This is a genomic window from Streptomyces sp. NPDC023527, assembly GCF_055560115.1.
Genome location: NZ_JBVHJJ010000020.1, coordinates 1 through 12678, shown reverse-complemented (window position 1 = coordinate 12678; position 12678 = coordinate 1). Strand labels below are relative to the sequence as shown.

Annotated in this window: 10 protein-coding genes; 7 read left to right on the top strand and 3 right to left on the bottom strand. The window is 73.2% G+C overall.

What is annotated here, in order from left to right:
• Positions 1-102: 102 nt before the first annotated feature.
• Positions 103-1560, bottom strand: coding sequence for a DNA repair protein RadA (gene radA, locus ACZ303_RS30715; RefSeq protein ID WP_467343761.1), 1458 nt, complete (start codon positions 1558-1560; stop codon positions 103-105).
• A 174-nt stretch (positions 1561-1734) separates the two neighbouring features.
• Here radA and ACZ303_RS30710 point away from each other — a divergent pair, with 174 nt between their 5' ends.
• Positions 1735-3363, top strand: coding sequence for a BACON domain-containing protein (locus ACZ303_RS30710; protein WP_467343760.1), 1629 nt, complete (start codon positions 1735-1737; stop codon positions 3361-3363).
• A 26-nt stretch (positions 3364-3389) separates the two neighbouring features.
• Here the strand turns inward: ACZ303_RS30710 and ACZ303_RS30705 are convergent, their stop codons facing one another.
• Positions 3390-4229 (bottom strand): DUF3109 family protein, encoded by an 840-nt coding sequence (locus tag ACZ303_RS30705; RefSeq protein WP_467343759.1) that lies wholly within the window; start codon positions 4227-4229, stop codon positions 3390-3392.
• Positions 4230-4274: 45 nt separating this feature from the next.
• On the opposite strand from ACZ303_RS30705, the gene ACZ303_RS30700 reads away from it, so the two are divergent.
• The 4 genes from ACZ303_RS30700 (at position 4275) to ilvD (ending at position 8833) form a co-directional block, all read left to right on the top strand.
• Complete coding sequence (locus ACZ303_RS30700; protein WP_467343758.1) at positions 4275-5207, top strand: Ppx/GppA family phosphatase; 933 nt, start codon at positions 4275-4277, stop codon at positions 5205-5207.
• Between the two features lie 122 nt (positions 5208-5329).
• Entirely contained in the window at positions 5330-6154 is an 825-nt protein-coding gene (locus ACZ303_RS30695; protein ID WP_467343757.1) for a sugar phosphate isomerase/epimerase family protein, read from the top strand.
• Complete coding sequence (locus ACZ303_RS30690) at positions 6151-6801, top strand: TetR/AcrR family transcriptional regulator (protein ID WP_467343756.1); 651 nt, start codon at positions 6151-6153, stop codon at positions 6799-6801. The genes ACZ303_RS30695 and ACZ303_RS30690 overlap by 4 nt, the downstream gene beginning before the upstream one ends.
• 181 nt (positions 6802-6982) lie before the next feature.
• Positions 6983-8833, top strand: coding sequence for a dihydroxy-acid dehydratase (ilvD, locus tag ACZ303_RS30685; protein WP_467343755.1), 1851 nt, complete (start codon positions 6983-6985; stop codon positions 8831-8833).
• A 9-nt stretch (positions 8834-8842) separates the two neighbouring features.
• Here the strand turns inward: ilvD and ACZ303_RS30680 are convergent, their stop codons facing one another.
• On the bottom strand, positions 8843-11029 hold the full coding sequence (locus ACZ303_RS30680) for a serine/threonine-protein kinase (RefSeq protein WP_467343754.1): 2187 nt from the start codon (positions 11027-11029) through the stop codon (positions 8843-8845).
• Positions 11030-11147: 118 nt separating this feature from the next.
• On the opposite strand from ACZ303_RS30680, the gene ACZ303_RS30675 reads away from it, so the two are divergent.
• Together ACZ303_RS30675 and ACZ303_RS30670 are read left to right on the top strand one after the other, a co-directional pair.
• The gene (locus tag ACZ303_RS30675) at positions 11148-11519 is read left to right on the top strand and encodes an SH3 domain-containing protein (RefSeq protein WP_467343753.1); all 372 of its coding nucleotides are present in this window, start codon (positions 11148-11150) and stop codon (positions 11517-11519) included.
• A 49-nt stretch (positions 11520-11568) separates the two neighbouring features.
• Positions 11569-12099, top strand: coding sequence for a hypothetical protein (locus ACZ303_RS30670; protein ID WP_467343752.1), 531 nt, complete (start codon positions 11569-11571; stop codon positions 12097-12099).
• Positions 12100-12678 lie beyond the last annotated feature (579 nt).

Below are 12678 nucleotides of genomic sequence, written 5' to 3'. Positions count from 1 at the left end.
TCCTCCGGTCGCAAGGTCATCGGTACCGCAGGCCGCCCTGCCGTCCGTACGTACGGGCGAGACCAGGGCAAAGTCTACTGGCGTATTCCGGCGCCCAGCCTATTAAAGGGGGCTCTCTTCCGGTTCGGAGAGGGCGCCCCCGGCCGGCGCGGCCGCTCCGGCTCTGCGCCGGTTCTCCCGGGGTACCCGCTTGGGCAGCACTCGAAGCGCCTCGCCTATGTCCGCGACCTCCAGCACCCGCATGCCGCTGGGCACCTTTCCGGGGTCGGCCGGCACCAGCGCGTGCGTGAACCCGAGCCGGGCCGCCTCGGCCAGCCGCCGCTGCACGCCCGTGACGCGCCGCACCTCGCCCGCCAGGCCCACCTCGCCGATGGCCACCAGGTTCTTCGGCAGTGGAGTGTCACTGGCGGCGCTGGCCAGGGCGAGCGCGATGGCCAGGTCGGCGGCCGGCTCGGAGAGCTTCACACCGCCGACCGTGGCGCTGTAGATGTCGCGCTTGCCCAGGGCACTGATCTTGCCGCGCTGTTCCAGCACCGCGAGCATCATCGACACCCGGGAGGTCTCCAGGCCCGAGGTGGTGCGGCGGGGCGAGGGGATCTGCGAGTCGACGGTGAGCGCCTGCACCTCGGCCACCAGGGGTCGGCGGCCCTCCAGCGTCACCGTCAGGCAGGTGCCGGGCACCGGCTCGGAGCGGCGGGTCAGGAACAGGCCGCTGGGGTCGGTCAGCCCGGTGATGCCCTCGTCGTGCAGCTCGAAGCAGCCGACCTCGTCCGTGGCGCCGTAGCGGTTCTTCACACCGCGCACCAGGCGCAGCCGGGCGTGCCGGTCGCCCTCGAAGCTCAGCACCACGTCCACCAGGTGCTCCAGCAGCCGGGGGCCGGCGATCGCGCCGTCCTTGGTGACGTGGCCGACCAGCAGCGTGGCCATGCCGCGCTCCTTGGAGGCCCGGATCAGGGCGCCCGCGACCTCGCGCACCTGGGCCATGCCGCCCGGCGCGCCGTCGATCTCGGGGGAGGCCACGGTCTGGACGGAGTCCATGACCAGCAGCGACGGCTTGACGGTGTCCAGGTGCCCGAGGACGGCGGACAGATCGGTCTCGGCGGCCAGATAGAGGTGGTCGGACAGGGCGCCGATGCGCTCCGCCCGCATCCGGACCTGGCTCGCGGACTCCTCGCCCGTCACATAGAGCGTGCGGTGCTCCTCGGACGCGGCCTTGGCGGCGACGTCCAGCAGCAGCGTCGACTTGCCGACGCCGGGCTCGCCCGCGAGCAGCACCACGGCGCCCGGCACCAGGCCGCCGCCCAGCACGCGGTCCAGCTCGTCCACGCCCGTCCCGCGCGCGGTGGCCTGGCGGCCGTCCACCTGCGCGATGGGCAGCGCCGCCGAGGTGACCCGGCCGGGGGCGGTGGTCCGCACGGCGGGCGCGCCGAACTCCTCGACCGTGCCCCACGCCTGGCACTCGGGGCAGCGGCCGAGCCACTTGGCGGTGGTCCAGCCGCACTCGGTGCAGCGGTAGGAGGGCCGGTCCTTGGCGGACGAGCGTGAGGTACGGGCAGCCATGGGGTCACCGTAGCCGTGACCACTGACAAGCGGCCGCCGAACGGCCCCGCACCGTGACCGCCCGACACGGAACGTGGACCTCCTGTCCCCTTTTGAGCGAGAAGGTCACCCGAATGGGTTAATCATGCGTCCGCAGCAGGGGCGAGGGCCTGTCACCCGCCTACCGTCGCCGGGATGACGACGAGCAGGCCCGAGCACCCCACGCACGCCACCGGCGCGCACCGAGCCCGGCGCGGTGCGCCGCGCACGGCCCGTACGGGCCAGGACACGCTCGTGCAGCGGCTGCCCGTGCGCTATGAACCGTACGTCGACGGGCTCTTCACCTACTGCCTGTCCGTCCTGTGCGAGCACGACACCGCGACCGCCGCGCTCGGCGAGGTCCTCGCCCTGGCCGAACGGCGCGCCGACCGTGCCCCCGGCGACGAGCAGCTCCGCCCCTGGCTCTACGCCCTCGCCCGCTGGGCGTGCCTGCGCCGGCTCCTGGAGAAGGGAGCGAAGGGCGCCGCCCCCGGCCGGACCGCCCCCGCCGACGAGCGGCGCCGCGCGGAGCTCGCCCGCCTGGCCTGGCCCGAGGCCGCCGGAACCACCGCCGAGCAGCGCGAAGCCCTCGAACTGGCCGTCCGCCACGGGCTGACCCCGCACGAGGTCGCCGCCGTGGTGCGGATGGAGCCCGACGCCGCCCGGACGCTGCTCTCCAGCGCCGCCTGCGAGGTCGAGCGGACCCGGACCGCGCTGGCCGTCGTCGAGTCGGGTCACTGCCCGGTCGTCTCCCGGTTCGCCGGCGACGCCCAGGTGCTGCTGGGCGCGGCGCTCCGGCGCGAGCTGGTCCGCCATGTCGACGACTGCGCCGACTGCCGCCGCACGGCCGAGCGCGCCACCGCGGGCGAGCCCTGGCCCGGCACGGCCGCCTCCTCGGCGCCCCTGCCCGTCATAGCGGCGCCGGCCGCCGCGGCGCACGCCGCCATGCTGGACGCCCAGCGCGCGAGCCGGCAGCGCGGGTCCGCCGCACCCCCCACCCCGCGCTTCGACCGGCGGGGCTACCCCCAGGACCCCAAGGACCGCGCCGCCCGCCGCAGCCGGCTGCGCAAGGGAGCCATCACCATCACCGTCGTGGCCACCGTCATCGCCGCCCCTGTGCTGGCGCTGTGGGCCGCCTACCGGGGCGCGCCGATGACGGGGGAGAGCCAGGACCCCGCGTCGCTGTCCGCCAGGGACACCGGCGGCGAGTATCCGTACGAGGAGACGGGGAAGGCCGGAAAGGCCGTCGGCTCGGTCGGTTCGCGGGCCGCGGGCGAGCGCCGGACGCCCGGGGTCACCGAGGTCTCCGTCGCGGTGCTCGGACCGGACGGCAGACCGCTGCCCTCCCCGGGGACCAGCGGCGCCCCGGTCGCGTCCGGCGGCAGCGCGGTGCCGCTGCCCGGTCCGCCTCCCGGCCCCGAGCGGGGCCCCGGCCGGCTGACGGTCGAGGCGCGGCCCAGCGGCACGACGACGCTGATCACGCTCTCGGCGAGCGGCGGGGAACCGGTGGTCTGGTCGATGACGACCGACGCGCCCTGGCTGAAGCTCAGCCGTACGGGCGGCGTGCTGCGGCCCGGTCAGTCCCTCACCGTCGTGGTCACCGTCGACCACGCGAGCGAGCCCGCCGGGCGCTGGAGCGCCCGGGTGGTCATGGCGCCGGGCGGCGCGGTGGTCACGATCGAGGGCCGGGGCAGCGCCCCGGAGCCCACCCCCACCCCGCCCCAGCCGTCCCCGACCCCGCCGAGCCCGACACCGACGTCACCGGGGCCGACGCCGTCGCCCTGAGCGCCCGCGGGGCGCGCCGACAGTGGTCAGCGCGGGTCCGCCGGATGCGGAGCCATCGGCAGCAGGGACGCCAGCCGCTCCTCGCACAGCTCGACCAGGCGGTCGTACGCCTCCTTGCCCATCAGCTCCCGCAGCTCCGGCGCGTACGTCACGTACACCGGATCGCCCGCGCCGTGCGCGGACGTCGCCGACGTGCACCACCAGTGCAGGTCATGGCCGCCCGGCCCCCACCCGCGGCGGTCGTACTCACCGATGGAGATCTGCAGCACCCGCGTGTCGTCCGGCCGGTCGATCCAGTCGTAGGTGCGCCGCACCGGCAGCTGCCAGCAGACGTCCGGCTTGGTCTCCAGCGGCTCGCGGCCCTCCTTCAGCGCGAGGATGTGCAGCGAGCACCCGGCGCCGCCCGCGAAGCCCGGCCGGTTCTGGAAGATGCACGAGCCCTGCCAGCGGCGCGTCTGCCGCTCGCCGTCCTCGTCGAGCTGCGTCCAGCCGCTGTCGCTCCCCACGTCGTGGAACTGCCACATCTCCGGCGTGAGCCGGGCCACGTGCCCCGCCACCCGCTTCTCGTCGTCCTCGTCGGAGAAGTGCGCGCCCAGCGTGCAGCAGCCGTCGTCCGCGCGCCCGGCCTGGATGCCCTGGCAACCGCTGCCGAAGACACAGCTCCAGCGGGAGGTCAGCCAGGTCAGGTCGCAGCGGAAGACCTGCTCGTCATCGGCCGGGTCGGGGAACTCGACCCAGGCGCGGGCGAAGTCGAGCCCGACCTCGTCCGGGACCTCCGCGGTCCCGGCGGCGGCCGTCACGACCTCGGAGGTCTTCTTGGCCCTGTCGCGCTTTTTGTCCGACTTCGCCTTCTTCGTCTTTGCCACCCCTCAAGCCTATGCGCCCGCGAAGGCAGCAGTAGCGTTCAGGCCATGAGACTCGGTGTCCTCGATGTGGGTTCGAATACGGTCCACCTGCTGGTGGTGGACGCGCATCCGGGCGCCTGCCCCCTGCCCGCCCATTCCCACAAGGCGGAGCTGCGCCTGGCGGAACTCCTCGACGACGACGGATCGATCAGCGACGGCGGCATCGACCGCCTCGTCGCCGTCATCAAGGACGCCCTCCAGGCCGCCGAGGACAAGGGCTGCGAGGACGTCCTGCCCTTCGCCACCTCCGCCGTCCGGGAAGCCGCCAACGCCGACGCCGTCCTCGACCGCGTACGGAAGGAGACCGGCGTCACCCTGACCGTCCTGAGCGGAGAGGAAGAGGCGCGGCTGACCTTCCTGGCCGCCCGCCGCTGGTTCGGCTGGTCGTCCGGGAAGCTGCTCCTCCTCGACATCGGCGGCGGCTCCCTGGAGATCGCTTTCGGCCTCGACGAGGAGCCGGACCGGGCCGCCTCGCTGCCGCTGGGCGCAGGCCGGCTCACCGCCGCCTGGCTGCCCGGCGACCCGCCCGACCCCACCGACGTACGGGCCCTGCGGCGGCACGTACGGGCACAGATCGCCCGCATCGTGGGGGACTTCGCCCGGCTCGGTGCCCCCGACCGCACCGTCGGCACGTCCAAGACCTTCCGGCAGCTCGCCCGCATCGCCGGCGCCGCCCGCTCCACCGAGGGCCTCTACGTCCAGCGCGGACTCACCCGCAAGGCCCTGGAGGAGTGGGTGCCCAGACTCGCCGGCATGACCACCGCGCGGCGCGCGCAGCTGCCGGGGGTGGCGGAGGGCCGGGCGCCCCAGCTGCTCGCGGGCGCGCTGGTCGCCGAGGCGGCGATGGACCTCCTCGGCATCGACGAACTGGAGATCTGCCCCTGGGCGCTGCGCGAGGGCGTCATCCTGCGCAGGCTGGATCACCTGCCGACGGGGTGACCCCCCGCGCCTGTCGGACACTCGTACGACCGGGTGAGCCGGTCGGCCGCACCATGGATCACACTCCGCCACATGGGAGACACCTGCCACGCCGCGTGAGAGGCGGTCGTACGCTGTCCCTCGTGACAGAGCCAGTGGTGCGCATCCCGGATGCGAAGGTCGCGCTGTCCACGGCCTCGGTCTACCCCGAGTCGACGGCGGCGGCCTTCGAGATCGCGGGGCGCCTGGGTTACGACGGGGTCGAGGTCATGGTGTGGACCGATCCGGTCAGCCAGGACATCGAGGCGCTCCGCCGCCTGTCCGACTACCACCGGGTGCCGATCCTGGCCGTTCACGCCCCCTGCCTGCTGATCACCCAGAGAGTCTGGTCGACGGACCCCTGGGTCAAGCTCCAGCGCGCCCGTACGGCCGCCGAGAAGCTCGGCGCGAGCACGGTCGTCGTCCACCCGCCGTTCCGCTGGCAGCGGGGGTACGCGCGCGATTTCGTCCGGGGCCTGTGGCGGATGGCGGACGAGACGGACGTCCGGTTCGCCGTCGAGAACATGTACCCCTGGCGCTACCGCGACCGCGAGATGCTCGCCTACGCGCCCGACTGGGACGTCACCAAAGAGGACTACCGCCACTTCACCGTCGACCTCTCGCACACCTCCACCGCCCGGACGGACGCCCTCCAGATGATCGACCGGATGGGGGGCCGGCTCGCGCACATCCACCTCGCCGACGGAAACGGTTCGGCCAAGGACGAACACCTCGTCCCCGGCCGCGGCAAACAGCCCTGCGCCGAGCTGCTGGAGCGGCTCGCCACCACCGGCTTCGACGGGCACGTGGTGATCGAGGTCAACACCCGCCGCGCGATGTCATCGGCCGAGCGCGAGGCCGACCTCGCCGAGGCCCTGGCCTTCACCCGTCTGCACCTGGCCTCGCCCACCAGCGTGCCCCGCCCATGACCGACGCCCGGGCCGACACCCCCGCCGGCGCCTCCGCCGGTGCCCCCAAGAAGCGCGGCCGGCCCGCCCGTACCGACGCCTCCGCGGGCCCCGGCGCCCGTGAGCGCATCCTCGCCGCGGCCCGCGCCGAATTCGCCGAGCGCGGCTACGACAAGGCGTCCATCCGCGCCATCGCCAAGGGCGCGGACGTCGACCCGGCGCTCGTGCACCACTACTTCGGACCGAAGGAGAAGATCTTCGCCGCCGCCGTCGAGACGGACTTCGCGCCCGCCCTCGAAGCGCCGGAGATCCTCCGGCACGGCGGCCCCGAGACGCTGGGCGAGCGGATGACCCGCTTCATCCTCGGCCTGTGGGAGGACCCGGCCACCCGCGAGCGGCTCCTCGCGATCGTCCGCTCCGCCGTCGCCAACGAGACCGCCGCCGCCGTCTTCCGCGACCTCGTCACCAGCCGCCTGATGGTCCGCATCGCCGGCGAGCTCGACGTCCCCGACCCGCGGCTGCGCTCCGAGCTGGCCGCGGCCCAGCTGGTCGGCGTCGCCATGCTGCGCTATGTGATCAAGGTCGAGCCGCTGGCGTCGGCCGACTTCGAGCAGGTCGTCGCCCGGGTGGCACCGGCGGTCCAGCACCATCTGACGGGACCCGGATAACGGTCCGCGGCGCCCGCCGATGACGCGCCACGTCTCGCATGCATCTCGCAATGCGTCTCGCGATACGTCTCAAATGGCGGAGACCCTGTCCGGATCCCGGATCACCGGCGTACGCTCGAAAGACGCTGTCACAGCGCTGCCGCACCACGCGTCGCCGACACACTTCGAGGAGTGGAGCAGGATGCCCGAGCTGAGGTCCCGCACCGTCACCCACGGCCGCAACATGGCGGGCGCCCGCGCCCTTATGCGGGCCTCGGGCGTAGCGGGCGCGGACATCGGCAAGCCGATCATCGCGGTCGCCAACTCCTTCACCGAATTCGTCCCCGGCCACACCCACCTCGCACCGGTCGGCCGGATCGTCTCCGACGCGATCCTGGCGGCGGGCGCGGTCCCGCGCGAGTTCAACACCATCGCGGTCGACGACGGCATCGCCATGGGCCACGCCGGCATGCTCTATTCGCTGCCCTCCCGCGACCTGATCGCCGACTCCGTCGAGTACATGGTCGAGGCCCACTGCGCCGACGCGCTGATCTGCATCTCCAACTGCGACAAGATCACCCCCGGCATGCTGATGGCCGCGCTGCGCCTCAACATCCCGGTCGTCTTCGTCTCCGGCGGCCCGATGGAGGCCGGCCAGGCCACCCTCGTCGACGGCACGGTCCGCAAGCTCGACCTGATCAACGCCATCGTGGACGCGGTCGACGAGAACGTCTCCGACGAGGACGTCCTGCGCATCGAGGAGAACGCCTGCCCGACCTGCGGCTCGTGTTCCGGCATGTTCACGGCCAACTCCATGAACTGCCTGACCGAGGCCATCGGCCTCTCCCTGCCGGGCAACGGCTCCGTCCTCGCCACCCACACCGCCCGCAAGGCGCTGTACGAGAACGCGGCCCGCACGGTCGTCGAGATCACCAAGCGCTACTACGAGCAGGACGACGACTCGGTCCTGCCGCGCAACATCGCCACCCGCGCCGCCTTCGACAACGCCATGGCGCTCGACATCGCCATGGGCGGCTCGACCAACACGATCCTGCACCTGCTCGCCGCCGCCCAGGAGGCCGGGCTCGACTACGACCTGACCGACATCGACGCGGTCTCGCGCCGCGTGCCGTGCCTGGCCAAGGTCGCCCCGAACGTCGCGCCCGGCGGCACGTACTACATGGAGGACGTGCACCGCGCCGGCGGCATCCCCGCCATCCTCGGCGAGCTCTACCGCGCCGGGCTGCTCGACGAGGACGTCCACACCGTCCACTCGCGGGGCATCAAGGACTGGCTGGAGACGTGGGACGTGCGCGGCGGCTCGCCCTCGGCCGAGGCCGTCGAGCTGTGGCACGCGGCCCCCGGCTGCGTCCGCTCCGCGACCGCCTTCTCGCAGTCCGAGCGCTGGGAGACCCTGGACACGGACGCGGCCGGCGGCTGCATCCGCGACGCGGCGCACGCCTACTCCAAGGACGGCGGCCTGGCCGTCCTCAAGGGCAACCTGGCCGTCGACGGCTGCGTCGTGAAGACGGCCGGTGTCGACGAATCGATCTGGACCTTCGAGGGCCCGGCCGTCGTCTGCGAGTCCCAGGACGAGGCCGTCGACAAGATCCTCCGCAAGGAGATCAAGGAGGGCGACGTCGTCGTCATCCGCTACGAAGGCCCCCGCGGCGGCCCCGGCATGCAGGAAATGCTCTACCCGACGTCGTTCCTCAAGGGCCGCGGCCTCGGCAAGTCCTGCGCCCTGGTCACCGACGGCCGCTTCTCCGGCGGCACCTCGGGCCTGTCCATCGGCCACGCCTCGCCCGAGGCGGCCTCCGGCGGCACGATCGCCCTGGTCGAGGACGGCGACCGCATCCGCATCGACATCCCGAACCGCTCGATCGAACTCCTCGTCGGCGAGGCCGAGCTGACGGCCCGCCGGGAGGCGCTCGGCGGTACGTACGCGCCGAAGAACCGCGACCGCAAGGTCTCGGCGGCGCTGCGGGCCTACGCGGCGATGGCCACCAGCGCCGACAAGGGCGCCGTGCGCGACGTCAGCCGGCTGCCCTAGCCCGCCGGGTCACCGCCAGCCGGCCGGGTTGTGGTCGCTCACCGCGAACACCGTCCCGTCCGGCGCCGCCCCGAAGACCTTCCCGTCCGCCGCGACCGGCGCCGGAAGCAGATCCAGATAGCCCCGCCCGGCCCTGGTCAGGCGGGGCGAGGTCTGTCCGAGCAGCGCGCCGCGCCCGGTGTCCACGGCCAGCAGCCGGCCGTCGGCGGCGGAGAAGTACAGCCGCCGGTCGGCGGCGACCAGCGCCGAACCGTTGGCGATGGAGGTCTCCAGCCGCCACAGCTGCCGCCGCCGACCCTCCTGGGTGCCGACCGCCGTCAACCCGCCGTCCGAGGAAAGCAGATAGACCGAGTCGCCGTACGCGACGGCACTCGTCACGGACAGGGGCGAGCCGAGCGGCACCCGGTGCTCGCGCCGGTCGGCCGGCTCGTAGCGCACCACGGCCGAGACGCGGTTGTCGGAGTCGGCGGCGGTCAGGTACAACGCCTCGCGCGGTCCCGCGCCGACGGCGGTCAGGTCCCCGTCCGCCGTCCGCTGCCACAGCGTCGTACCGCGCGCCGCGTCGAGCGCGAGGATCTGCGTACGGTGCCGGCCCTGACCGGCCGGCGAGACGGCATAGGCGGGGCCGTCCCCGTAGAAGGAGAAGACGGGCTTGGCGTGACCGGGGAGGCGGTGGCTCCAGCGCTGCCGGTTGGTGGCGCCGTCGACGGCGGTCACGGTGCCGTCCTCGGCGACCAGCAGCACCGTGTCACCCGCGTGATAGACCCGCCCGCCGTACGCCGCCACGTTCCGCGTCCACCGCGGCTCGCCCGTCGCCGGATCGAGCGCGGAGAGCACGCCGCCGTCCGGCGTCATGACGTGGACGAGGCCACCGGAGACCACCGGCGCGGGCGGGGCGGCGGTGGCGCCCGGCTCGGCGGGACCGCTGTCGGCCGGGCGGCGCCAGACGACCTTGCCGCCGCCGGTGTCGATCCGGGCCGCCGGCACGCCGTGCGCGGAGCAGTACAGCGCCGACTGCCCGTACGTACAGAAGCCGGCCCGTACCGTGCCGTCCCCGGCCGCGTCCGCCGGTACGGACGCCTCCCACGGCTGCCAGTCGGCCCCGGCCGCGGTGGGCCGCGACTCCAAGGGGCGGTCCAGGACGTCCCCCCGGTCCAGCACCCAGTAGCCGCCGGCGCCCAGGGCCACGACGGCCGCGGCCACCGCCGCGATCCACCGGCCGCGGCGACGGGGAGCGCCGGCGCGGGCAGGCGCCGCGGCCTGCTGAGGAGGGACACGGACGTGGGTGGGGAGGGCGTCGCACGGGGCGGACCGCGCGGGCGGGACGCCCCGGATCTCCCGGCGGCACGCCTCGTCGGGCTCCCGGCGGGACGCGGCGTCCGGCAGCCGGGCCATGATCGCGTCCGGCGTGGGCCGCTCCGCCGGGTCCTTCGCCAGACAGGCACGGAGCAGCGGCACGAGGTCCTCGGGGACACCGCTCAGATCCGGCTCGTTGTGCACCACCTGGTACGCGACGATGTACGGGCTCTCCGACTCGAACGGCCCGCGACCCGTCGCCGCGTGCACCAGCAGCGACGCCAGCGCGAACACATCCGCCGCCGGCCCCACCTCGCGCGGGCGCTGGAACTGCTCGGGCGCCATGAAGGGCGGCGTCCCGATCAATTTGCCGGTCTCGGTGCGCAGCTCACTGTCGTACGGGCGGGAGATCCCGAAGTCGATGACCTTCGGGCCGTCCTCGGCGAGCAGCACATTGCTCGGCTTGAGATCGCGGTGCACGACACCGGCACGGTGGATGTCGCGCAGCGCCTCGGCCAGCCCGGCCGCCAGCCGCAGTACCTCGCCGCCGGACATGGGGCCGTTCCGCTTGACGCGCTCGGAAAGCGTGGGACCGGGAATATAGAGAGTGGCCATCCAGGGCCGCTCACCGTCCGGATCGGCGTCCACGACCGGCGCCGTGAACGCGCCGCTCACCCGCCGCGCGGCCGCGACCTCCTGCCGGAAACGTGCCCTGAACTCCGGATCCGCCGCGTACTCGGCGTGCACCACCTTGACCGCCAACCGCAGCCCGGAGGCGGAGCGCGCCAGATGGACCACGCCCATGCCGCCGGAGCCGAGCCGCCCTTCCAGACGGTACTGACCGGCGTACCCCGGATCCTCCGCTTCCGGGCGCCCCCCGGTCCTGCGCAGCGGCGGCATTCCCCCCACCCCCGTGTGTTTTCGGCCGCTTCCGGCGGCCTCCGGAGCCTAATCGATGGCCTGGACGATTCCCGGGAGGCGTGCCGGGGCCGCCTTGCTAGCCTGCACATGCCATTCGATGAGCGATCAATTCTTCACGGGGGAGGGCCACATGGCCGTCGACGAGATCAACGAGAGCACGGACAGCGGCGAACTGACCGAGGCCGGCGAGACGGCGTCGCCGACGATGCGGGCCGCCGCGGCCGTCTACTACCCCGTCGCCCCCGGCGTCCAGGTCAACGTCCGCCGCGGCCCGAACACCGGAAGCCAGATCATCAAGGTCCTCCCCGAGGACTCCCGCGTCACCATCCGCTGCCAGACGCGCGGCGAGACGGTCACCGGCCCGTACGGCACCACCGACATCTGGGACAGCATCGCGCCGGGTCAGTACGTGTCGGACGCGTATGTGAAGACGGGTGCCGACGGGTTCGTGACGATCCGCTGCGCCTGACGGCCGCCGGGGCCACGGCGGGTCCGGCGCCGGTGGCGATAATCGACGTATGAGCGATGAGCAGCAGGCACCGGCACCCGACGCGACGGGCCCGCGGCCGGAACCGATCCGGTTCTACGGCACGACCTGGGTCCACCACGACGGCGGCTACGCGCTGCGCCGCGTGGGCGCCGGCCTCGGCGCGCTCGTGGCCGCGGCGGCGGGCGCGTTCGTCCTGCGCTTCGGCTACGAGGGCCTGGCGATCGCCGAGGTCGGCAGCCTGGTCAACATGCTGGTGGTCGTCGCCTTCGCCGTATGCAGCGCGCTCGCGTTCCGCCGTACATGGGAGCGCTTCGTCGGCCGCCCGACCGGCACGGTGGACGAGCGGTCGATGCAGAGCATCATGCTGATCGGCTTCATCGGCTCCCTTCTCGCGTACGCCCTCCGCACCCTCACCGAGGCCCCGGGCGAGAAGCTGCACCGCCGGGAGTACGAGGAGGCCGCCGCGCGGTACGAGCGCCGCCGCACGACGCGGACGGGCAACCCGTCGGTGAAGGCGAAGGGCAACGGCAAGGGCAAGGGTCGGCGCAAGGGGCGCTGACGGGTCCGTCGGCGGTGCCGGGTGGGTACGGGCGGGGCGTACGGGTGGGGTGTACGGGTGGGTACGGAGCACCCCCGGGACTCGTGTAGTGTTCTCCGAGTTGCCACGGCGTCCGCGAGGACGGCGAGGCCGCACTTCACGCCTCACTGGCGGCACTCTCTACCGCACGGCCCTTGAACGGGATCGATTTCGGCATGCCGGAATTCGGGACCGGGTTCCGATTAGGAACCGCCCGGGGAATCCGCTAAAGTAGTGATCACGCCGAAAGGCGCGAAACAAATCCCCGCCGACGGGGAATCGGAAACGAAATCGAGCCGGAAACGGCACGGAAAAGGATCTGGTAGAGTCGGCACCGCCGGAAAGCGAAAGCGAGACGGTGGGACCCCGCTCCAGCAGGGGGCCAGGGACGGAAACGGATCTGGTAAGGTTGGAAACACGAAATACCGAAGGGAAGCGCCCGGAGGAAAGCCCGAGAGGGTGAGTACAAAGGAAGCGTCCGTTCCTTGAGAACTCAACAGCGTGCCAAAAGTCAACGCCAGACTATAAAATACCCCGTCTCCGGCCTTCTGGTCGGGACGC

Excerpts from the sequence above, each read along its gene's own strand:
- radA (WP_467343761.1), bottom strand. The coding sequence starts at position 1,560 with ATGGCTGCCCGTACCTCACGCTCGTCCGCCAAGGACCGGCCCTCCTAC.
- ACZ303_RS30710 (WP_467343760.1), top strand. The coding sequence starts at position 1,735 with ATGACGACGAGCAGGCCCGAGCACCCCACGCACGCCACCGGCGCGCAC.
- ACZ303_RS30700 (WP_467343758.1), top strand. The coding sequence starts at position 4,275 with ATGAGACTCGGTGTCCTCGATGTGGGTTCGAATACGGTCCACCTGCTG.
- ACZ303_RS30690 (WP_467343756.1), top strand. The coding sequence starts at position 6,151 with ATGACCGACGCCCGGGCCGACACCCCCGCCGGCGCCTCCGCCGGTGCC.
- ilvD (WP_467343755.1), top strand. The coding sequence starts at position 6,983 with ATGCCCGAGCTGAGGTCCCGCACCGTCACCCACGGCCGCAACATGGCG.
- ACZ303_RS30680 (WP_467343754.1), bottom strand. The coding sequence starts at position 11,029 with ATGCCGCCGCTGCGCAGGACCGGGGGGCGCCCGGAAGCGGAGGATCCG.
- ACZ303_RS30675 (WP_467343753.1), top strand. The coding sequence starts at position 11,148 with ATGAGCGATCAATTCTTCACGGGGGAGGGCCACATGGCCGTCGACGAG.
- ACZ303_RS30670 (WP_467343752.1), top strand. The coding sequence starts at position 11,569 with ATGAGCGATGAGCAGCAGGCACCGGCACCCGACGCGACGGGCCCGCGG.